Genomic DNA, 22,528 nt, shown 5'->3' with positions numbered 1-22,528 from the left:
AATTAGTATTTGCTATTTCTTACCTTTGACTTTAAACTTTTTACTTAAACATGCAGCCATTCGATTTAACATTCAACAACGTTGATTATGCTGTTTTCCCAGAAGGGGACGAAACTTACACCATTTACAAAGATGGGAAAGAATATCTTCAGATCCAGAAGGATGATGGAGAACAATGGATTAAATTCGACAAAGAAACGGGCACCCCTGTATTTGAACCTGATGAGGAAGTAAATGCTTTGGGCAAACTAATTGCCGCATATAAAGAAGAACCAGAGGAAGAGGATGAGGATAATGAAGAGGAATTTTAATGATGGGAGAATCTTTTCATTTTAAACTTCGCGGTGCCATTTACGAGGTTATTCCCGAAGAAGAGAATACTTACACCATTTTTAAAATGGGCGCTGAGTATCTACAAATTCTAAAGAACAGCAACCATAAATGGATGCGCATTGATTATAAAACTGACCTTCCTGTAGTAGAGGAGAATGATGAGGTAGAAGATATTGGTGCTGTGATTGACCAACATTTTTTGAAGTAAACCACTAACCGTCATCTCGACTGGAGCGTAGCGTAACGGAGAGATCTTTGAACTTTGCTGCAAATATTCATATGCAAGATTTAACTTCGTTAAGCTTCCGTTCTTAGCTACGCTCTAAATAACGAGCTAACTGCCATCACCATTCCAATATTTCTGAGCTTAAATCTTTCCATTCCCTATTTATTTGATTAATCAACATCTCCTTTTTGGTCCTGCTCCATCTTTTTAATTGTTTCTCTCTTGCTATAGCTTCCTGAATAGTTGTAAATACTTCGTAATAAACACATAAAGTTAAATCATATTTTGCTGTAAATGAAGCGGGATAAACTTTTGATCGATGCTGATAAATCCTGTATGGTAAATCAGAAGTTACTCCAATATACAGTGTACTTCTTTGATAATTAGTCGTGATATAAATACAGCCGCCTCTTACCATGTTCCTTTTGGATTAAAAAATTGTCTTTTATTATTTACGAATTGCCTATCCTTGTCCGTCATCTCGACTGGAGCACAGCGGAACGGAGAGATCTTTGAACTTTGCTAACCAGCATAGTCTTTCATTTACATATCTCTACTGCATATCCAAAGATTTCTCCACAAGGTCGAAATGACGAACCAAGCTATCCTACCCCGTCATCTCGACTGGAGCGTAGCGCAACGGAGAGATCTTTGAACTTTGCTAACCAGCATAGTCTTTCATTTATCTATTCCAATTGCATGTCCAAAGATTTCTCCACAAGGTCGAAATGACGGGTGGTCTATCCAGACCAGCTTTCCCTGTCCAGACTTCGATAATGGATGGCCTCGGCTAGATGTTCGATTTCAATATCTTCACTATCGGCCAAATCAGCGATGGTACGCGCCACTTTCAAAATCCTGTCGTAAGCTCTGGCAGACAAACCTAGTTTTTCCATTGCCTGTTTAATCAACGAACGCCCTTGTTCACCTATCTGACAAATATTTCTTACCATATTGGCACTCATCTGTGCATTGGCATGAATCTCTTCTAGCTCTGCAAACCGAGCATCTTGTACGGCCCTTGCCTTTATTACCCGCTCCCTGATCAAATCACTTTTTTCCGCTAAACGAGATGATGACAATTCGGAAAAGTTTACTGGGGTAACTTCTACATGCAAATCAATTCTATCCAACAAAGGACCAGATATTTTGCTTAAATACTTTTGCACTACCCCTGGGGCACACACACAATCCTTCTCTGGATGGTTATAAAAGCCACAGGGACACGGATTCATAGAAGCAACCAACATAAAACTAGCTGGGTATTCTACCGAAAACTTCGCTCTGGAAATACTCACCTTACGATCTTCCAAAGGTTGGCGCATTACTTCCAAAACTGTTCTCTTAAATTCAGGCAGCTCATCTAAAAACAGCACTCCGTTATGTGCCAATGAAATCTCTCCTGGTTGTGGATTCATTCCCCCGCCAACCAAAGCCACGTCTGAAATGGTATGATGGGGCGAACGAAAAGGTCTCTCGGTCATTAAGGCATTATTGCTTAACAAACGGCCAGCTACCGAATAGATTTTGGTACTTTCTAATGCCTCATTTAGGTTCAAGGGAGGCAATATGGTTGGCAAACGTTTAGCCAACATGGTTTTTCCAGCTCCTGGTGGACCAATCAAAATCACATTGTGCCCTCCGGCCGCGGCAATTTCCAAAGCTCTTTTGATATTTTCCTGTCCTTTCACATCGGCGAAGTCTTGCTCATAGTTATTAATCTGCTTAAAGAATTCCTTTCTGGTGTCAACAAAAACAGGCTGTGGCTTTTCCTTTCCGCTAAAGAAATTGATCACCTCCAGCAAGTTTGCCATCCCGTAAACTTGCATGTCGTTCACAATTGCTGCTTCATTGGCATTTGCAGCAGGTAGTATTAAGCCTTTAAAACCTTCTTTCCTAGCTTGTATGGCAATGGGCAGTGCACCTTTAATGCTTTGTAAGCCACCGTCCAGCGACAGTTCGCCCATCACTACATATTGTTCCAATAAAGTAGCATCAAGTTGTCCCGAAGCTGCTAGGATACCTATAGCAATGGGTAGGTCATAAGCCGAGCCTTCTTTCCTGATATCAGCTGGAGCTAAATTGACGAGGATTTTTTGGCGTGGCATATGGTAGCCTGCAATTCGAATGGCGCTTTCTACCCTAAAAAGACTTTCTTTTACGGCATTGTCGGGCAGGCCCACCATAAAATATTTATTACCAGGACCAATATTTATTTCAATAGTAATGGTAATAGCGTCTACACCGTAAACGGCGCTTCCATAGGTTTTTATAAGCATAAGGCAGATGTTTTTCAAAGGTAAGTTATAAAACCTCGATCATTTCTACAAATATCTATACCCTAATACATTACAACACCAACAAAAAAGCCAGCTTTCGCTGGCTTTAAAATGCTTTGCTCCTAAAAGAACTTATAGAGATAAAATCTCTGCCAAACGCAACCACCCAGGTGTAATTTGCGCAGCGTCAATATGTTTAATGGCTTTAGCAAATGGCGTAAATACGATTTCTTTATTGATTTGTCCAACCATTACCTTTGATTTCCCCTCAAGCAAACCCTCTACAGCAGCAACACCTAAACGGCTAGCCAATACCCTGTCCATGCAACTAGGCTTACCCCCACGTTGGATATGGCCTAATACCGAAACACGAATATCATGGTGAGGAAATTTCTTCTTTAAAGTTTCTCCAACATTGTAAGCACCGCCAGCTTCATCACCTTCGGCGACTACAATAATTTTAGAAGCCTTGTCCTTACGTCCGTGCTCTATGCGATAAACCAAATCGGAAACGGTTGTTTTGGCTTCTGGGATTAAAATCGCTTCTGCACCTACACCAATCCCGCTTCTTAAAGCAATCAGTCCAGAGTCACGACCCATTACCTCCACAATAAACAATCTGTCATGTGATTCGGCAGTATCTCTGATTTTATCAACCGCATTAACCACAGTATTAATAGCCGTATCGTAACCGATGGTTAAATCTGTACCTTCCAAATCATTGTCAATAGTTCCTGGTAAACCGATAATGGGAAAGTCATATTCTTGCGAGAAAATATCTGCCCCAGTAAAAGTACCATCACCACCAATCACCACCAAAGCATCAATACCATTATCAACCAAGTTTTGATAGGCCTTTGCTCTTCCCTCCACTGTTCTAAAGTCGTCGCAACGAGCGGTTTTTAAAATAGTTCCCCCACGTTGTATAATATTGGCTACCGATTTACCATCCATTGGCATAAAATCGGCATTGATTAAACCATCATAGCCTCTTAAAATACCAGTAACTTTTAATTTGTAATATAAACTACCTCTAACTACGGCTCTAATTGCGGCATTCATTCCAGGAGCATCACCACCAGAAGTCAGCACGCCTATATTTTGTATCTTACTCATTCGGCTAAGTTAAACTTATCTACACCACTTTGCAAGAAAGCAGCATATTCCTTTGCATTGAAAATAGCACCCTGTGCTGGCACCAATGGGTTTAATTGATGATCTACAAGCACATAATAAGGCTGAGAATTAGCCCCATATTTAGTGGCTTGAAAATCTTGGTTCCACCTACCTAAATTATCTGTATCTCCTTTTAGGTATTTCGAATAATGTACTTTATCTGCGGGCATTTTTACTTTTCTTTCATCCACATAAAGTTGGATCAAAACATATTTATCACGAATGATATTTCCTACCGTTGGGTCTACCCAAATGTCATCTTCCATTTTTCTACAGTTAACACATGTCCATCCTGTAAAGTCGAGCATAATCGGTTTATTTACCTTCTTGGCGTACTCCACCCCTTCATCTAAATCAAAAAACACTTTGAAACCGTGTGGTGCGGGAAGTACCTCTCCGTATTTAACTTTGGCAGGAAAGTCTGACGACACCGCGGGTGCTGCATGTTCGTTATTGCTAAGGATAAAATCCTGAGTGTGCATTGGTGGAGCTAAGCCACTTAATACTTTCAAAGGTGCACCCCAGAGTCCAGGCACCATATAAACGGCAAAGGAAATAGATATAATGGCCAGCACTAACCGAGGAACGCTGATGTATTCTAATTTACTATCGTGCGAAAACCTTAGTTTACCGAGCAGGTAGAAGCCCATCATGGCAAATATCACGATCCACAATACCAAGAATATTTCTCTGTCAAACCATTCCCAGTGCCAAACTAAATCTGCGGATGATAAAAATTTAAGTGCCAAGGCTAATTCTAAAAAGCCCAAACAAACTTTCACGCTGTTTAACCAACCACCTGATTTTGGCATGCTATTTAAGAAGCCTGGGAAAATTGCCGACAAGGTAAATGGCAAGGCTAATGCTAGCGCAAAACCAAACATACCCACCGCTGGCGCTAAAATTTCACCTTTAGAACTGGCTTGCACCAATAATGTTCCGATAATAGGTCCTGTACATGAAAATGAAACCAATGCCAAAGAAGCGGCCATAAAGAAAATCCCGCCCAATCCTCTACTATTATCTGCCTTTTGATCAATTTTATTGACAAAGGAACTTGGAAGGGTAATTTCGAAAGCTCCAAAAAATGACATGGCAAAAACCACCAGCAGAAGGAAGAAAAGGATATTAAAAATACCACTGCTACTCAATTCGTTTAGTTTCGACGAACCGAATAAAATAGTGATCAATAAACCTACGGCTACATAAATTACGATAATAGACAAACCATAAATAATGGCTTGAGCAATTCCTTTTTGTTTGCTGCCTGCTCTCTTGGTAAAATAACTTACCGTTAGCGGAACCATTGGAAAAATACATGGCATTAAAAAGGCCAAGAAACCTCCAAAAAGTCCTTCAATAAATGTTTGCCAAAGTGTTTTCTCTTTGTTTTGAGAAGAAACTGGAGCTGCTTCAGCCGCTTTTTTAGTGGTGTCTGTAGCAGTATTCACCGCAGTTGAAGAATCGGGCTTAATGTTGTTCGCTACACTATCTTCTTTTGAGCCGATAGTGGTAAATTCAAGATCGCCAATATCTGCACTGGCCGAAGTCGTGTCTTCCTTGGCTTGCTGGGCATAGCCATCAGAGGAATAAAAGATGGTAAAAAGCGCTATTAAAAGCACCAATAATAAGTTAGTTTTTTTCATTTGTGTGTTTGTGTTGTGAGCGTGAAGTTAGCGATAATTTTCTATTTATCACCTCAACGCATAGGGTATAAGGGCTTAACGGGAAACAGGAATCTGAAAAGAAACCTCTTTCGCAGGAAGACAACTTTTATCATTGCAGGCCATAAACTCCAAAACGCCATTAACTGAACCCTTACCTTTAAGCAATTTTACCTTCTGTGTGAAAATCACTTCTTTTTCAAAAAAATATAGGTTCTTCTTGAAATTCTTATCGTATTTCGCTACAGATTTGGGCTCTCTAACTTTACCTATTAAAGCATATGACGGAGATGGCGTAAAACGAAAACTCGTACTCATTGGTGGCTCGTTAAACTGCATCGCATAAATATGCCATCCAGGAGCAATGCTAGCTTTAATATAAACTTCGGCTTCGTTGTTGTTGATCTTTTTAGACAGATAAGACCATTTGACTGGTTCAAGCAACTGCGCATGAGCAAAAAAACTGCTTAATAAAAGAAAGAGGAATAATCTTGTTTTCATTATAGCACTAGATAAAAAATAAGGAACACCGTTGGCATTCCTTATTTCATTTAATTATTTTACGGGGATGCTAAAGCTCACTTCGCTAGGCGGTAAACATTGCTTATCGTCGCACACCATAAATTCAACCTTACCTTTTACTGTTGTGGTTGCTTTATTCAGCTTTATTTTTTGCTGAAAAACAACTTGATCCTCAAAATAGCTTACATCCATTTTAAATACTTTTTCATATTTAGTAATGGGTTTAGGCTCAGTAGTTTTTCCTACCAATGAGAAATCTTTAGAACTCACGAAAGTAAACTCAGTTTTGTTTGGCCCTCCAGGTTTAAGGTTTTGAGAGTAAAGGTGCCAATTTGGATCGATGGTTGCTTTGATATAAAGCACCGCTTCATTTTTGTTAATCTTTTTCGCAGCATATTGCCAGTTAACTGGATTCTCTAGTTGGGCAAATGCACTAACGGTTGCCATTACAACCATCGCTAAAACTAAGGTGATTTTTTTCATTTGTTTTTTATAAGTTAGTTTGTTAAAATTACAATGTTTCATTAATATTCCTAAATAAAAGCAACTTCTTTAAATCCAAATTCGAGTGTTTCTCCACCCAAAGGTCTGAGCCTTAATAAGCCAGTTTCACTGATTCCTTCTATTATTCCTTCAAATACCCTACCATTTTGCTCATAGGTTGATACCTTATGAAGGCGGTAAAGGTTATTAACGTACAACTCTCTAAGTTTTGTACTTTTCCCAAGCTTCAGTTTTAGATAAAGTTGCTCAATTTGAACACAAATCTCATTTAAAAGCACCATTAAATTCACATTTTGATGTAAAATTTGCGATAAAGACACTGGCCGTCCTGCTAATTCTTCTTCAAATTCACCCTGATTTACGTTTATTCCTATGCCAATAATGCTTTGTTTTAACTGACTGCCAGCTATGACATTCTCAATTAGCACCCCACCAATTTTCTGATTTCCCACATAAACATCGTTTGGCCACTTAATACTAAGGCTGTCTTTTAAATACTTCGACAAAACATTGTTTACGGCCACTGAGACCAACATATTCAATTCAAACTGTCGATCAGCCGTGATAAAAGTTGGCCTTAACAACAAACTAAATGTAAGGCTTTTACCTGGCTGTGCCAACCAAACGTTACCTTGCATCCCCCTACCCGCATATTGATGGTCTGCCATTATTACAGTTCCTTCGGGCAATGGCTCGGAATTTGAAGCTAAATTCTTTAAATAATTATTAGTAGAATCAACCGCTGATAATTTGATAAGATTTTGACCAACAAATAATGTTGAAAAAGTGTTATTTTGCAAGTGTTGATTTTATAATTTATTGAAGACCAAAATTAATTTTTTTAATGGTAAAAAAGAAAAATGAAAACCTTTCTACATACCTATCTGAAATAGCCGTACAAGGCATTCAAGAAAAAAAAGGAAGCGATATAGTGAGATTGGATTTAAGGGAACTGAACAGCTCAGTTTCTGACTATTTTGTCATCTGCAATGCAGATTCTTCTACCCAAGTCAAAGCAATAGCCGATAGTGTAGAAGATGAAATCTATAAATTAACACAATCCCACCCTTGGAGAAAAGAAGGACAAGACAATGCAGAATGGATTATTTTAGACTATCTTGACATTGTTGTCCATATATTTAGAACCGAGAAACGTGATTTTTACGGAATAGAAGATTTATGGGGAGACGCTGAAGCAACCACATACAAAAGCGCATAACCCTCTTAACAATATTTTACTAGCATGAAACAAGAAAATAATTCAAACGATAAGCCCAACAAACCTGGAAAGCGAATGCCAAATATCCCTAAACGCCCTCAAAAAGCTCCAAAATTCAATATATTTTGGGTTTATGCGGCGATCATTATTGGTCTGCTAGCTATTCAGTTTTTGTTTAGCTCAGACAATGCACAACAAATATCCTACAAAACTTTTGAGCAAGAAATGCTAATCCCTGGGGATGTACAAAAGATTGTAACCTATAAGGCCGACGATATTGTAAAGGCCGAAGTTTACATTAAGGACAGCAAAAAAGAAGATCCTAAATACAAAAAATATAAAAACAGAAGTAGTTTTGGTCGTGATACGGGACCTATGGTTACCTTCAATGCGCCATCTCCTGAAATTTTGAGCAAACAATTGGAAAAATCACAAGCCAATGTTCCTGCTGAAAACCAAATCCCTGTAGAAACCATCTCTAAATCTAGTGCATGGACAGGTATTTTCGTTCAAGTGATATTGCCATTGTTATTGTTCGCCGGTCTTTGGATCTTCATGATGCGCCGCATGAGCGGTGGCGGTGGCGGCGGTGGCGGCCAAATCTTCAACATTGGTAAATCAAAGGCAACTTTATTCGATAAAGAGAGCCAAGTGAATATCACTTTTAACGATGTTGCAGGTTTAGAAGAAGCAAAAACAGAGGTAATGGAAATTGTAGATTTCCTTAAAAACCCTAAGAAATACACTAATTTAGGTGGTAAAATCCCTAAAGGAGCACTATTGGTAGGTTCACCTGGTACAGGTAAAACCTTATTGGCAAAAGCCGTAGCAGGCGAAGCGCAAGTACCATTTTTCTCTTTATCAGGTTCTGATTTTGTGGAAATGTTTGTTGGTGTTGGTGCTTCCAGAGTACGTGATTTGTTTAAACAAGCTAAAGATAAAGCACCTTGTATCATTTTTATTGATGAGATTGATGCCATTGGACGTGCTCGTGGTAAAGGTAGTGTGATGGGCGGTAATGATGAGCGTGAAAACACCCTTAACCAATTACTAGTAGAAATGGATGGTTTTGGAACCGATTCAGGTATCATTATCCTAGCAGCAACCAACCGTCCTGATGTATTAGACTCGGCTTTAATGCGCCCAGGTCGTTTTGATAGACAGATTTCTATTGACAAACCTGACTTGGTGGGCCGTGAACAAATTTTCAAAGTACACTTAAAGCCTATTAAAACTGCTCCTGATGTAGAAGCCAAAAAACTATCGGCTCAAACACCAGGTTTTGCAGGTGCAGAAATTGCCAATGTATGTAACGAAGCTGCATTAATTGCTGCTCGTCGCAATAAAGAGATGGTAGATATGCAAGATTTCCAAGATGCAATTGACCGTGTGATTGGAGGTTTAGAGAAGAAAAACAAGATTATCTCTCCAGAAGAAAAGAAAATTGTGGCTTACCACGAAGCTGGTCACGCCATTGCAGGCTGGTTCTTAGAGCACGCCAATCCATTGGTAAAGGTATCTATTGTTCCTCGTGGCGTTGCGGCATTAGGTTACGCACAATATCTGCCAAAAGAGCAGTTCTTATATACCACTGAACAGTTAATGGACGATATGTGCATGACCATGGGCGGAAGAGTTGCTGAGGATATCATCTTCAATAAAATTTCAACTGGTGCATTAAGCGATTTGGAGCACATTACCCGTATTGCTTACGGCATGGTGAAGATTTACGGTATGAACAAAAATGTAGGTAACGTATCTTTCTACGATCCGCATAACGAATACAATTTTGACAAACCTTATTCTGATAGGACTGCAGAAATGATTGACATTGAGGTACGTAACTTAACCAACGAAGTTTATGATCGTACGAAACAATTGTTGATTGCGAACCAAGAAGGTTTAGAGAAACTTGCTCAGAAACTATTGGAAAAAGAAATCTTATTCCAAACAGATTTAGAAGAGCTCTTGGGCAAACGTCCGTTTGACAGCCGTACTACTTATGACGAATTTGTAAACGGAGCAACGGTGATTGAGCCCAAACCAGAGGAAATTGTAGTAAACCATACGGAACAAACCGATGAAAGTGCTACCATCATTAATCCAACAGAAGAAAGCAAATAAGATTTAATTTTTAATAAGAAATAGGCAGGCTTTTATCATAAGCTTGCCTATTTTTGTTTTTAAATCAGTCCGTTGATGAAAGATAATATTACCCCAAAAGAGCTTATGCTCAAAAAGATTAGGAAGGCGCTGCTCGAAAAACGAGATAATCCCTATCCTCATCTGGAAGAGACGCCGTTATATCAGCAAAATGAAGAAGAGTTAGAAATCTTATTTGCCGAACAATTGGGAGCCGTTTCTGGTAATTTCATCTTTTGTGAAAACGGTGTTGATTTCATTGAAAACATTCTGGTGCTTGCCGACCAATTTAAATGGCGAAAAATTTACTGCTGGGAGCCCGAGCTACAGGCACTGCTGAGCAATTACGAGTTTCCTTTTTACCAAACCGACAAGGATTTTGAGCAAGCAGAAGTGGGCATCACCATGTGTGAAGCGCTTATTGCCAGGAATGGTTCGGTTATGGTAAGCAATCAAAATGCAGCAGGCAGAAGGTTAAGTATTTTCCCTCACCATCATATCGTAATTGCCAGAACGGGACAGTTGGTTTTAGACCTAAAAGATGCTTTCCAATTGTTAAAAACCAAATATGGGCATCAAATCCCATCCATGGTCAGCACCATTACAGGACCTAGCCGTACGGCTGATATTGAAAAAACTTTAGTACTAGGCGCCCATGGCCCTAAAGAACTTTTTGTATTTCTAATTGATGATTTCAATTAAACTATTTTGTTTAATCATTCAATAGTCTTAAATTTATACTAAATACCAAATTGGTTTAAAGTGTAATTTAATAACTATGAACAAAATTCGATCGGTGATTACCGGTACGGGCAGCTATATTCCTGAAAAAACTATCTCTGGCAAACATTTCCTTGAGCATACCTTTTTTGATGGTGGGGTAAAGATTGACAAAGACAACGAAGAAATTATCCAGAAGTTTAGTGATATCACCGAGATTAACGAACGACGTTATATTAATGACGACCAACTCAACCATGATATTGGCCTTATTGCAGCACAGCGAGCCATAGAAGATGCCAAAATCGATAAAGAAAGCTTAGATTACATTATATTCTGTCACAACTTTGGTGACGTAAAACACAATAGCAATCGTATAGACTTGCTGCCTGCTCTGGCCGCAAAAGTAAAACTTCAATTGGGCATTAACAATCCAGACTGTGTTGCCTTCGACTTGATTTTTGGTTGTCCAGGTTGGGTACAGGGCATGATACAGGCTGATTATTTGATCCGTTCTGGAGATGCAAAGCATGTATTGGTGATTGGCTCTGAAACCTTGTCAAGAATTGTAGACCCTCACGATCGCGACAGCATGATATTTGCAGATGGCGCAGGTGCTACTGTTTTAAGTGCAGCAACCAATGACGAGTCTAAGGGTATTTTAGCGCACAAGGCACAAACTTACGCCAGCCATGCCGATATGCTCATTATGGGAGGTAGTAATAATCCAGCAGAAAACAACGGCAATACCTATATTAAAATGAAAGGCCGTAAGCTTTACGAATTTGCAGTAGTCACAGTTCCGCAATTAGTAAAACAAGCGATAGACAAGTCTGGCGTAGATGTTAAGCAAATCAAAATGGTATTTATCCATCAAGCCAATGGCAAAATGGACCATGCCATTATGAAACGTCTATTTAAACTTTATGGAGAAGATACTATTCCTGAAAAGCTGGTTCCTATGACCATCTCCTGGTTGGGAAATAGTTCGGTGGCCACCGTTCCTACTTTGATAGATTTGGTATTAAAAAACAAAGTAGACGGATATGAAATTAAAGAAGGCGATCATGCCGTATTTGCATCTGTAGGTGCAGGTATGCACATCAACGCCATCGTTTATAAATTTTAACGAATAAGAATAAGGAACAAAGAGCAAGGAATAACGATTCGTAGTCTTTATTCCTTGCTCTTTGTTCCTTTATCTTTAATTACTCCTCTATCCTTTTTAAAGCCTGCTTCGCTTCGTTCTCAATACTGTTTTCGTATTCATGACCTTTCATATCTATTGCTAAACGGAAACAAGCTTTGGCCTTCGCAAAATTCTTTTTCCTTTCGTAGACATTTCCAGCAAGCACTGCTGATTTCGCAGCATAATAATATTTAAGTCCTTTGCCCAAATTAATGGCATTTTGATATTGAACGAGGGCTGCATCATCCTTCCCTAAATCATCATTTACACGGGCCAGTCTATACGCGTATTCTGTTTTGTCTTTATGATTGTTAAAATTATCCGCTTTGCTGCCATTTAACACTTCAAGCGCTTTATTTAAATAACCTCCATCGTACAACAAACGAGCTTTTAACAACACCAATTGTGGTCTAGAGGCATTAGCTTCATTAAGTGCCTGCTTATCCTTTTCGGCATAAGTATTTCCTTTACTTTTTACTTGGTTGATGAAATGATTAAAGCCCGTTGTATCTTCCTTCAACAGCGCAATCCAAGCCATATGCAAATAGGTATCTTTGATATAGTTAACCCCTCGATTATGCTGCAAAAACTGATTAAAATTGGAAGAAGCACCCATATCAAGCTTGTTTAGTCGTGCCACTCCAAGCAAATAATCCAAATAGGCAAAAGGCTGGTAAGCACTTCCCTTAGGTCTGCTTTCCAAAATTTCAATAGCCTGTTCACTTTTTCCATTTCGAGCACATACATAAGCCTGCATGTAGCTTTTCAACAAACTACTGTCAGCTATACGAGCGGTATACTTCATGGTTTTAGCATAAGCTTGCGGGCTTTTGGCAACATCTGATAATAGATAGGCATAATAAAAAATCACCTCCTCATAAAACGGTTCGTAGGTGGATTTTGGCAGATTTTCCGCTAGACGATCTAATTGCGCTAACCCAGTTTGTACGTCGCCCTTCACACCAAAAGTAGACAAGGCAGACTTCATGAAACCATCGGGCAAAGCACCAATCACCACGTTAATCAAGCCCAAACCCTTGTCATTCAAATGAAATGATGGGAATTTTTTCTGATTGTCCTTAAGTAAACCATTGGCCCTGTTTATTTCACGTGAAGCGGCAAAATAAGCACCGTATCGGCTTCTAATTAATGCCCATTGCAAATTGATCTCGGCTTGTGCATACAAATAATAAGGCGAATTTTTATCGTCTCTACTGATTTGGTCTAAGCGGTTGGCCTTATTGGGTTCCAGTTTTTCAAACTCTGCCTTGCTCTCGGTAGTAAGTAAGTAAAAATAATCTACGTAATTTTCTAACAGGGGAATGATGGAATTATTAGGTCTCACTTTTTTCTCCGCAGCAATCAGCTGTTTTGCAGTAGTAAGTTTTAGTTCGAAAATACTTTGGTAGGCTTTTACGCAATTTGCATTGAAATCAAAATTGGCTGATGCTGCAAATGGGGATAAAAGAAAGAAGAGAATGGAAAGACGGGAAATCAGTTTCAAGGGTGTTATGGTTATAGATGACAATTTAGCTAAACAAAGCTATATAACGTATTTATTTATTGGTTGTTTTTAAAAACCAGCCAAATTTTAGCCTCAAATTGGCCAAACTCCGCTAATACATTATTTTTCAAAACAATAAATTTCACCTAAATGATGTTTCTATTCAAACAAAAGCAATCGCTTTGGACTTAATATTTTGACATATCGAAATTTTAAACCTTAATATAATAAATATGCAGATGCTAAACTTTAAAAAACCCTTTTTAATGATGCTGACGGTTTTGCTTACCACTTTAACCATTACCAGTTGTAGTAAGAAAGATGACGATGCTACTAATGATGGCAGCTTCCATTTAAATGCCAAAATAGGATCGAAAGATAGGACCTTCAGCGATCTTAGAGCAAGATGGGTAGATGGTGGCAATTACCTAGAAATTACTGGAAGGGTTTCTAGCAACGAGTGGCTTACCATTACCGTATTAAACCAAACCACGAGGGTACCCATCGGCAAGTACAACTTAGATGACAACACACCGTTTTCTCTTTTAACCACTTACACCTTGATCGAAAACAATACGCAAAAGAATTATACTGCATCAAGAGCAACGGTATGGCCAGACCTATTTAATCTAGAGATCACCAAAATTGACAACAATGTTGTAGAAGGTAAGTTTACAGGCACGCTTGTGATTGGTTCTGGTCTAACTACGCTAGAAACCATTACGGTGGAGAATGGTTCATTTAGTGTACCTTTCAAGTAGTATTGGACAGGCTCAAACTGACAAATAAAATGTATAAGTTGGGTTTACCCCTGGCTTTAGAAAAACAAAAAGCCCCGTACGTACGGGGCTAATTTTATATTTGGTTGGTTGGATACTTAATTAAGCTTCTGCCAATTCGTGCGTTAAAGCTTCATCAACCAAGATACGACCACAGTGCTCGCAAACAATTACCTTTTTGCGCTGACGGATATCTAGTTGACGTTGAGGTGGAATTTTGTTGAAGCAACCTGAACAAGAATCTCTATCGATAGTTACTACAGCTAAACCATTCACTGCATTTTTTCTCAATCTGTCGTAAGCAAACAACAAACGTTCTTCGATGTTTTCTTGTGCTTTTTCAGCTTTTTTCACCAAAGCTTGCTCTTCTTTCTCCGTTTCAGAAGTGATGGTTTCTAGCTCAGTTTTCTTCGCTTCTAAATCACCTTTTCTTAAATCAAGATTAGCTTTAGCTTTTTCGTAAATTTCAGTTTTATTGTTAATCTCGAAACCAAATTCTCTAATCTTTTTCTCGCTTACTTGAATATCTAAGTTTTGGATTTCAATCTCTTTAGTTAAGGCATCGTACTCACGGTTGTTTTTTACATCCTTAAGTTGTGTATCATATTTTTTAATCAAGTTTTGAGCTTCCTTGATCATATTTTTACGATTTACAATAGCATCTTCCGTATCATCCAACTCTGCTTTAATCTTTTGGATACGGGTTTCCAAACCAGCTACCTCATCTTCCAAATCGGCAACCTCAATTGGCAACTCGCCTCTAATTTGGCGTATTTTATCAATCTTGGTATGTATGTTTTGTAATTCGTATAAAGCCTTTAGCTTCTGCTCTACTGTTTGTTCCATTAAATGAAATAATTTATGGGGTTTGTGTTATGCTCCGTTAAACGGATTGCAAAGTTAGGAAATTTTTCTTGAATATTATCTATCAACAAATTAGATGTAAATTGTTCACTTTCAAAATGTCCGATATCTACAATCACAATTTTATCTTCTGCATCGAAAAATTCGTGGTACTTAAAATCCGCTGTTACAAAAGCATCCGCACCTGCCGCTATGGCATTTTTTAACAGAAAACTTCCAGAACCTCCACACACGGCAACTTTTTTTATCTTTTTGTGCAACAGGTCGGTATGTCTTAAAACACTCGCACCCATTTGCGTTTTCACCAAACGTAGGAAATCTGTACCGTTTATTTCTTCTGGTAATTCCCCCACCATGCCCGAACCTACACTTTGCAATTTATTTTCCAACGCATAAATATCGTAAGCTACTTCTTCGTAAGGATGGTTTTCAAACAAAGCCGACAATAACCTGCGTTCATCCTGCACTTTAAAGATGACCTCGATACGGGTTTCATTGGCATATTCTCTCACGCCAGCTTTGCCTAAAGTTGGATTCGATTGCTCATCACCCTTAAAAGTACCCATGCCCTCTAGGTTAAAACTACAATCACTATAATGACTGATATTACCCCCGCCTGCTGCAAACAAAGCATTACGCAATGACTCTGCGTCTTTATGTTCGCAAAAAGTAACCAGTTTTTTTAAAATACCTGATTTGGGCACTAAAATCTGGGTATTTTCAACCCCCAAGCGCTCACATATTTTCGCATTTACACCAGTCGCCACACTATCTAAATTGGTATGGATGGCATACAGCGCAATGTTATTCTTGATAGCCTTCATGACCACCCGTTCCACGTAGTTTTTTCCGTTCAGCTTCTTCAGACCTTTAAATACGATCGGATGATGAGAAATAATCAGATTGCAATTCTTTTCAATGGCTTCGTTAACTATCTGTTCTGTACAATCCAGCGAAACCAAAGCGGCATGGATTTCATCATCTGGGCTTCCCACAATCAGACCAGAGTTGTCGTAATCTTCCTGATAATTGAGCGGTGCCCATTGCTCTAAACTTTCAATTAGCTTCTTTAATTTCATTGGTTAAAGTTAACCATAAGCTTTTAATAAAACATATTGCAAAAAATGTTTCAACAAGCTCAACATGGCATCGCAATCAGTTCAAAGTTTTCTGACGTATTTCTTTTGCACAAGCAAATTGTATCTTTGACACTAAGGATATAAGTTTTTCGCCTGTTCAGTATGGTTAAACTTATTATCCCAAACCAAATTAATGAGAAATTCAATCTTGTTTCACGTTAAACTGTTTCTTTTACAAGCGGCCTTTTTCACTGCTTTTGGAAATGCTTTTGCCCAAAAAACAGTTTGGATCACAGAAAACACAAAACAGCATATCTTCTCTTTTGAAGAAATTGAACAACTCGAGGACCCTACTGGCAAACTGACTTTCGAGGAAATTTTATTGCCCCAGCATTTACAATCTTTTAAGCCAAGTATCTCCAGCACGCCTAAAAAAAATAACAAAGCCGCAGCACATTGGTATAGAATTTCCATCAATCAGACCAAGCCGCTTAACAAAAGTTTTTTGCTAGAATTTTTTGACCAAACCATTGATGATATTGTTGCTTACATCCCCAACCAACATGGCGGCTACGACAGCCTGTTGCTAGGCGACCGTTATGCATTTGGTGAGCGTGCACTACAGCACAAAAATTTCGAAATCTTCCTTGAAAACATTCCCAATCAGAATAGGGTCTTCTACTTTAGGGTACAGTCGCAACAAACTGCCGATGTCATATTGGTTTTACGCTCGGTTCATTGGTTTATACAATATGCCATTAATGAGTATTTTTCGTTTGGTGTTTTTTATGGCATGATTGCCATTTTCAGCTTCTACAACCTGCTAATGTTTATTTACATTAGGAAAAGGCAGTATTTGTATTACGTTTTCTACAACATTAGCATTGCCATTTATGAGATGAGCACCGATGGTATTGCCTACCAATACCTTTGGCCCAACAGTCCACAATGGAACCAAATTGCCTATGCCATCGCCTTATGTTCTGCCAGTGTTTTCGCGCTGCTCTTTTCGCAACGACTTCTGCAAGTAAAAGAGAAAGCGCCCTCCCTATATCGCATCATTAATTTGGTAATTATCCTAAGGATTGCCTTGTTTACATCTACCTTCTTCTTTAATCAAGATTTGTTCAAATACAAGGTAATTGAGATTATCCCCTTAACGCTTGCTTACGCTACTGGTATTTACATCTATTCAAAGGGATATAAACCCGCGAGGTACTTTGTGTTGGGTTACAGCTTTCTATTTTTGGGTTTCTTGCTCAAATTCCTGATTTCAATTGGCTTTGACTGGCTCAACGTAAGTGCAGTAAGTTATTATGGCCTAAGTATCAGTTTTGTATTGGAAATGATGTTTCTTTCTTTAGCTATTGGCGATAAAGTGCGATGGCTGAAACAACAAAAGGATTTGGCCCAGCAGGAAACCATCAAACAAATGACCATTAATGCCGAACTTAAGGATACGCTTAACAAAGAACTGGAAGGAAAAGTGGCCGAGCGAACCAAGGAAGTATTTGAAAAATCGGCAGTGATTGAGGCCCAGAATATACAGCTTACAGAATCGAATCTTCGTTTGGCACAACAGGCAGAAGAAATCAGTAAGATGAATGCCTTGCTTACCAACGACAACCAAGAGCTTAAAGTGGATATTGAAAAAGTGACTAGAGCACGGGTAATGTCAACCGAGGTAGGTTTTGAGGAGTTCAGTAAGATCTATCCAGATAAGGAAAGTTGTTTTGAGTTTTTGGCCAATTTAAAATGGAGCAAAGGCTATCAATGCAAAAAATGCGGTACTAGTGATTACATTCCTGGGCACACTTCCCATAGCAGACGCTGCAAAAAATGTAGCTATGAAGAGTCGGTACTGATTGACACCATCTTTCAAAATAGCCGCATCTCCATTACCAAATCCTTCTACATGGTTTTCCTCATCTATTCTTCTCAAGGAAAAATCTCTTCGCACAAGCTTTCGGAAATTTTGGGCATTAGGCAAAACACTTGCTTAAACTATGGCAACAAAATCAAAAAAGTAATGGAAAGCAGGAAAAAAGAATTAAAAAATGCTGGAGATATGGGCTGGAGCAAGCTCGTATTGAGCTAAAATTCGAAAAAATCATACTGGTACTCAAACGTATCAAACACCTTTACTCAATTTAGCCAAAAAACAGGCTTGGCAACAGCCTTGGCAAGGAATTTCATCTTCTGGGCTTTCGGCATCAAAACGTATCAAAATTAACACAACAATCTGTTTTACAGATATTTAATTAAATATTTAAAGTTAAAATGCTTGGTTTTTAGCAATAGTTTAATCTACTTTGCATAACGCAACGGCGAAAAAACTGCTTTCAAAAGCACCATTAATCTAACCAAATACAAACCTTAAATACGCCCTTGTCCGTAAAACCTAAACCATAATTTACGGACACGGGGCAAAATCAGAAAACACCAAGTATTCCATTATTAATCAAATATGTATCAAGCCAACCTATTTACCTTAGTGCTCGCTTTTCTACTTGTTTCTACAGATAAGCCAAAAACCAGCGCCAAACAAGCGGAGAAGTTCACCACCGCCGAGAACACCAATCTGCGTATCAGCAATGAGGGAAAGCTCAATTTCACCCCTTACAGCCAACCGCTGGAAACCGAGCCTACGGTGTTCATCAACACCAATAAAACCTTTCAAACCATGGTCGGCATAGGCGGAGCGATAACTGATGCTTCTGCTGAGGTTTTTGCCAAACTACCAGCGGAGCAACAAAAAGAATTTTTAACTGCTTATTACGATAAAGAAAAAGGCATCGGATATAATTTATTACGTACCAATATCAATAGCTGCGATTTTTCTTCGAGCAGTTATACTTATGTAAAGGAAAACGATAAAGACTTAAAAACCTTCAGCGTTGCACCTGATGAGCAATTCAAAATTCCTTTGATTAAAAAAGCCATTGCAGCTGCAGGTGGAAAACTAACCACCTATGTAAGCCCTTGGTCGCCACCAGCTTTTATGAAAACCAATAACAGCATGTTACAAGGCGGCAAGTTAAAAGCGGAATACCAGCAGGCTTGGGCTAATTATTACATCAAATTTATCCAAGAATACGAGAAAAGAAATATCCCTATTTGGGGGTTAACCATGCAAAATGAACCCATGGCTAAGCAAAGATGGGAATCATGCATTTATACTGCCGAAGAAGAGAGAGATTTCATTAAAAACTATTTAGGCCCAACCTTGCATAAATCTGGCATGGCCAATAAAAAGCTAATTGCTTGGGACCACAACCGCGATTTAATCTACCACAGGGCCAGCACCATTTTGAACGACCCACAAGCTTCAAAATATGTTTGGGGCATTGGTTTTCACTGGTATGAAACATGGACAGGCAGCAAAATGCAATTCGACAACCTAAGAAAAGTAAACGAGAGCTTTCCAGACAAGCAATTGATTTTTACCGAAGGTTGTAAAGAAAAATTCAGCCTAGACAGCATCAATAATTGGTCTTTAGGTGAGCGATACGGTCATTCAATGATCAATGATTTTAATAACGGAACCGCCGCATGGACCGACTGGAATATCCTTTTAGATGAAAAAGGAGGACCTAACCATGTACAGAATTATTGCTTCGCCCCTATCCATGCCGATACCCGCACAGGCAAGTTGATTTACACCAATGCTTATTACTACTTAGGACATTTCTCTAAATTCATTAAACCTGGCGCTAAACGCATCATCACTTCCTCTACGAGAGATATTTTGCAAACTTCAGGTTTCCTTAATCCCGATGGTAAAATTGTGATTGTGGTGATGAATACGAGTGATAAAAACCTCGATTATCAACTATGGTTAAACGGAGAAGTGGCAAAAACACAAAGTCAACCACATTCTATCAGCACCTTTATTGTCAACTAATTTAATTAACGCACAATTTGAACACCCAGATGAAGAAGTACTTTATCTTGACCTTGAGCTGCCTTTGCTGGGGCAGCTTACAGGCTCAAAAGCAACCCCAAGTTTGGCTTACTGATGTAAAGCAAAACCTTCTATTTGTACAGCAGAATAACAAAGCTGAAAATTTAGCCACTGGCGAAAACACGATTAGCATAGACCCTAGCAAAAGCTATCAAAGCATTGATGGTTTTGGCTACACGCTTACTGGTGGAAGTGCACAGCATTTGCTGGCCATGGAAAAATCTGCCCGAAAAGCAATCTTGACTGAGCTATTTGCGACCGACCAAAACAATATTGGCACCAGTTACCTTCGTTTGAGCATTGGCGCATCTGACCTTAATGAACAGGTATTTTCGTATAACGATTTACCAGAAGGTGAAACCGATTTGTCGATGAGTAAGTTTGATTTGGGTCCCGATAAAAAAGAGATCATTCCAGTATTGAAAGAAATCCTAGCCATTAATCCAAAAGTCAAATTGATGGGCTCTCCTTGGTCGCCTCCAGCTTGGATGAAAACCAACAATGCGACTAAAGGCGGCAGCTTAAAACCTGAATTTTATGATGCCTATGCTTTGTACTTTGTTAAGTATATCCAAGCGATGAAAGCAAATGGGATCACCATTGATGCCATCACCGTACAAAATGAGCCATTACATCCTGGCAACAACCCAAGTTTATTGATGCTTGCGGCAGACCAAGCTATTTTTGTTAAAAAGCATTTAGGTCCAGTCTTTAAGCAACACAAAATCAGCACCAAAATTATTGTATATGACCACAATGCAGATAGACCCGATTATCCTATCAGTATTTTAGATGATAAAGAAGCAAAACCTTACATCGATGGTTCGGCATTTCACTTATACGGCGGCAAAATTGAGGCATTAAGCAAAGTTCATGAAGCCCATCCCGATAAGAACATTTATTTCACCGAGCAATGGGTAGGTGCCCCTGGAAACATGGCTGGCGATTTTCCATTCCATGTAAAGCACCTTATTATTGGTGCGACCAGAAACTGGGCAAAAACGGTACTGGAATGGAACTTGGCAGCAGATGGCAACTACAAACCACATACACCTGGCGGTTGTGACAGATGTTTGGGAGCCGTCACTATAGAAGGTAATAAAGTAACCCGAAATCCTGCTTACTACATTATTGCCCAAGCTGCAAAATTTGTAAGACCTGGATCGGTTAGAATTGCTTCTAACGAAATTGATGGGTTGGCCAATGTTGCTTTTAAAACTCCAGAAGGGAAAACAGTTTTAATTGTACTCAACGTTGGAAAAGAGCAAAAGGCTTTTACCGTTGCACTTAAAAATGAGAAAACTTCTTATTCGCTAGCGCCTAACGCCGCAGCTACATTGGTGTGGTAAATATCAACCTGAACTTCTACTTACTGGTGGTTAACCCATAAAACTGATGCTGAAATAAATTCAGCATGACGGAACGTTGATTTAGCGTCACCCTGACCACGAAGTAGCTGCAAAGCAAATTTATTTCAGGGTCAGCCATACGCCAGACAATTACAAAATGGCTATATAATAATCGAACTCAAGTTATAAAAAATCAACAGCCCCTTAGCTCGAAGCATAAGGGGCTGTCTCGTTTATGTTAATAAAATTTAAAAGTTGCTCATTCTAACCATTTGCATGCTTTCAAAAACCATGCGTTGGTTATGTTCAAAGGCTAAAGTTTTATGGTTAACAATGTCGATGATTGAACCAATTAAACAAAGACCACCTGTAAGCAAATAAAGAATACCCATCCCTATTTGACCGATAATAAAGCGTTGTAAACCTGGCACCAAAAATAGACCAATGATACAGAACAATAACATATCGCTTGGGTTTTTACGTTTTCCCGAATAAATCATCAAGAAAGTGCGTAGCTGCTGCTCGTTTAAACCTTGTGTAGCAGACTGTAGGTAAGAATATTCTTGTGGGGTGATGCCTGGCAATGACATGAAATTTTGATCGAACATGGCTAAATCTCCTTATATTTTAATTGTTTGCTTTGTTTAATAATTAATTGTTTACCTAACTGATAAATGCGGTAGAGGATAATCAAAAGGGCTGGAATTCCGAACCAATGATGCCTAAAACTCGCTTCAAAATCAGCGTTAAAGATGGCCGTGATGGATCTTCCTAAACCACATCCTGGACACCAATCGAAACCCAGATTAGCTAAGGGACATAAGGTGAAATGATGTTCGTGAGGATTAGCAGTGGCCAGTAACGTTAGTGCTAAAACCCAAAACCCAAATTCTACATATTTTCCCTTATTACTCATCATTTGTTTCGCGTTTTGTAATATTAAGAAACAATTATAAGCTTTATGTTACTTGTTATGAAAGCAATTTCGACAAACTGGAAATAAATCCCGACCAAA

Annotated in this window: 22 protein-coding genes; 10 read left to right on the top strand and 12 right to left on the bottom strand. The window is 38.9% G+C overall.

The annotated features are described in order from the left end of the window. Positions 1 to 50: 50 nt before the first annotated feature. Positions 51 to 311, top strand: a complete 261-nt coding sequence (locus tag DUT70_RS13655) for a hypothetical protein (RefSeq protein WP_113647904.1) — start codon at positions 51 to 53, stop codon at positions 309 to 311. Beyond that, positions 311 to 541: a hypothetical protein gene (locus DUT70_RS13650; protein ID WP_128353366.1), complete on the top strand. Its 231-nt coding sequence runs from the start codon at positions 311 to 313 to the stop codon at positions 539 to 541. Before DUT70_RS13655 ends, DUT70_RS13650 begins: the two co-directional genes overlap by 1 nt. A gap of 136 nt (positions 542 to 677) precedes the next feature. Here DUT70_RS13650 and DUT70_RS13645 read toward each other — a convergent pair whose 3' ends face one another. The 7 genes from DUT70_RS13645 to DUT70_RS13615 form a co-directional block, all read right to left on the bottom strand. Continuing rightward, positions 678 to 977, bottom strand: a complete 300-nt coding sequence (locus DUT70_RS13645) for a GIY-YIG nuclease family protein (protein WP_113647902.1) — start codon at positions 975 to 977, stop codon at positions 678 to 680. A gap of 322 nt (positions 978 to 1,299) precedes the next feature. Next, complete coding sequence (locus DUT70_RS13640) at positions 1,300 to 2,838, bottom strand: YifB family Mg chelatase-like AAA ATPase (RefSeq protein ID WP_113647901.1); 1,539 nt, start codon at positions 2,836 to 2,838, stop codon at positions 1,300 to 1,302. A 132-nt stretch (positions 2,839 to 2,970) separates the two neighbouring features. Next, the gene (gene pfkA / locus DUT70_RS13635) at positions 2,971 to 3,954 is read right to left on the bottom strand and encodes a 6-phosphofructokinase (protein WP_113647900.1); all 984 of its coding nucleotides are present in this window, start codon (positions 3,952 to 3,954) and stop codon (positions 2,971 to 2,973) included. Beyond that, a complete protein-coding gene (locus DUT70_RS13630) occupies positions 3,951 to 5,660 on the bottom strand; it encodes a protein-disulfide reductase DsbD family protein (protein ID WP_113647899.1) in 1,710 nt (569 codons plus the stop codon). Before DUT70_RS13630 ends, pfkA begins: the two co-directional genes overlap by 4 nt. A 75-nt stretch (positions 5,661 to 5,735) precedes the next feature. Continuing rightward, a complete protein-coding gene (locus DUT70_RS13625) occupies positions 5,736 to 6,179 on the bottom strand; it encodes a protein-disulfide reductase DsbD domain-containing protein (RefSeq protein ID WP_113647898.1) in 444 nt (147 codons plus the stop codon). A gap of 54 nt (positions 6,180 to 6,233) precedes the next feature. Continuing rightward, on the bottom strand, positions 6,234 to 6,683 hold the full coding sequence (locus tag DUT70_RS13620) for a protein-disulfide reductase DsbD N-terminal domain-containing protein (RefSeq protein ID WP_113648162.1): 450 nt from the start codon (positions 6,681 to 6,683) through the stop codon (positions 6,234 to 6,236). 50 nt (positions 6,684 to 6,733) lie between these two features. After that, a complete protein-coding gene (locus DUT70_RS13615; RefSeq protein ID WP_113647897.1) occupies positions 6,734 to 7,504 on the bottom strand; it encodes a biotin--[acetyl-CoA-carboxylase] ligase in 771 nt (256 codons plus the stop codon). 44 nt (positions 7,505 to 7,548) lie between these two features. Here DUT70_RS13615 and rsfS point away from each other — a divergent pair, with 44 nt between their 5' ends. The 4 genes from rsfS to DUT70_RS13595 all read left to right on the top strand — a co-directional run bounded on the left by rsfS (position 7,549) and on the right by DUT70_RS13595 (position 11,914). Next, positions 7,549 to 7,923 carry a ribosome silencing factor gene (rsfS, locus tag DUT70_RS13610; protein WP_113647896.1) on the top strand — a complete coding sequence of 125 codons (375 nt, stop codon included), beginning with the start codon at positions 7,549 to 7,551 and terminating at the stop codon, positions 7,921 to 7,923. Positions 7,924 to 7,947: 24 nt separating this feature from the next. Next, positions 7,948 to 10,047: an ATP-dependent zinc metalloprotease FtsH gene (gene ftsH, locus DUT70_RS13605; RefSeq protein ID WP_113647895.1), complete on the top strand. Its 2,100-nt coding sequence runs from the start codon at positions 7,948 to 7,950 to the stop codon at positions 10,045 to 10,047. Between the two features lie 75 nt (positions 10,048 to 10,122). After that, a complete protein-coding gene (locus DUT70_RS13600) occupies positions 10,123 to 10,767 on the top strand; it encodes a LutC/YkgG family protein (RefSeq protein WP_113647894.1) in 645 nt (214 codons plus the stop codon). Positions 10,768 to 10,843: 76 nt separating this feature from the next. Continuing rightward, positions 10,844 to 11,914 (top strand): 3-oxoacyl-ACP synthase III family protein, encoded by a 1,071-nt coding sequence (locus tag DUT70_RS13595; RefSeq protein ID WP_113647893.1) that lies wholly within the window; start codon positions 10,844 to 10,846, stop codon positions 11,912 to 11,914. 79 nt (positions 11,915 to 11,993) lie between these two features. Here the strand turns inward: DUT70_RS13595 and DUT70_RS13590 are convergent, their stop codons facing one another. Beyond that, positions 11,994 to 13,478, bottom strand: a complete 1,485-nt coding sequence (locus tag DUT70_RS13590) for a YfgM family protein (RefSeq protein ID WP_113647892.1) — start codon at positions 13,476 to 13,478, stop codon at positions 11,994 to 11,996. 233 nt (positions 13,479 to 13,711) lie between these two features. Between DUT70_RS13590 and DUT70_RS13585 the strand changes: the two genes are divergently transcribed. Further along, positions 13,712 to 14,239: a hypothetical protein gene (locus tag DUT70_RS13585; protein ID WP_113647891.1), complete on the top strand. Its 528-nt coding sequence runs from the start codon at positions 13,712 to 13,714 to the stop codon at positions 14,237 to 14,239. Between the two features lie 120 nt (positions 14,240 to 14,359). Here DUT70_RS13585 and DUT70_RS13580 read toward each other — a convergent pair whose 3' ends face one another. Further along, complete coding sequence (locus tag DUT70_RS13580) at positions 14,360 to 15,103, bottom strand: zinc ribbon domain-containing protein (protein WP_113647890.1); 744 nt, start codon at positions 15,101 to 15,103, stop codon at positions 14,360 to 14,362. Then, positions 15,103 to 16,200: a Nif3-like dinuclear metal center hexameric protein gene (locus tag DUT70_RS13575; RefSeq protein ID WP_113647889.1), complete on the bottom strand. Its 1,098-nt coding sequence runs from the start codon at positions 16,198 to 16,200 to the stop codon at positions 15,103 to 15,105. Before DUT70_RS13575 ends, DUT70_RS13580 begins: the two co-directional genes overlap by 1 nt. Before the next feature lie 193 nt (positions 16,201 to 16,393). Here DUT70_RS13575 and DUT70_RS13570 point away from each other — a divergent pair, with 193 nt between their 5' ends. From DUT70_RS13570 to DUT70_RS13560, 3 genes are all read left to right on the top strand, one after another. Further along, positions 16,394 to 18,298 (top strand): 7TM diverse intracellular signaling domain-containing protein, encoded by a 1,905-nt coding sequence (locus DUT70_RS13570; protein WP_113647888.1) that lies wholly within the window; start codon positions 16,394 to 16,396, stop codon positions 18,296 to 18,298. Positions 18,299 to 18,667: 369 nt separating this feature from the next. Beyond that, on the top strand, positions 18,668 to 20,104 hold the full coding sequence (locus DUT70_RS13565; protein ID WP_113647887.1) for a glycoside hydrolase family 30 protein: 1,437 nt from the start codon (positions 18,668 to 18,670) through the stop codon (positions 20,102 to 20,104). A gap of 29 nt (positions 20,105 to 20,133) precedes the next feature. Next, complete coding sequence (locus DUT70_RS13560) at positions 20,134 to 21,513, top strand: glycoside hydrolase family 30 protein (protein WP_113647886.1); 1,380 nt, start codon at positions 20,134 to 20,136, stop codon at positions 21,511 to 21,513. 248 nt (positions 21,514 to 21,761) lie between these two features. Here the strand turns inward: DUT70_RS13560 and DUT70_RS13555 are convergent, their stop codons facing one another. Beyond that, entirely contained in the window at positions 21,762 to 22,121 is a 360-nt protein-coding gene (locus DUT70_RS13555; RefSeq protein ID WP_113647885.1) for a TM2 domain-containing protein, read from the bottom strand. Between the two features lie 2 nt (positions 22,122 to 22,123). Beyond that, complete coding sequence (locus DUT70_RS13550) at positions 22,124 to 22,432, bottom strand: DUF2752 domain-containing protein (RefSeq protein ID WP_113647884.1); 309 nt, start codon at positions 22,430 to 22,432, stop codon at positions 22,124 to 22,126. Positions 22,433 to 22,528: the final 96 nt, after the last annotated feature.

Source organism: Pedobacter chitinilyticus (assembly GCF_003313385.1).
GTDB lineage: Bacteria > Bacteroidota > Bacteroidia > Sphingobacteriales > Sphingobacteriaceae > Pedobacter > Pedobacter chitinilyticus.
The sequence above is the reverse complement of the archived record's forward strand: the minus strand, read 5'-3'. Positions and strand labels throughout refer to the sequence as shown.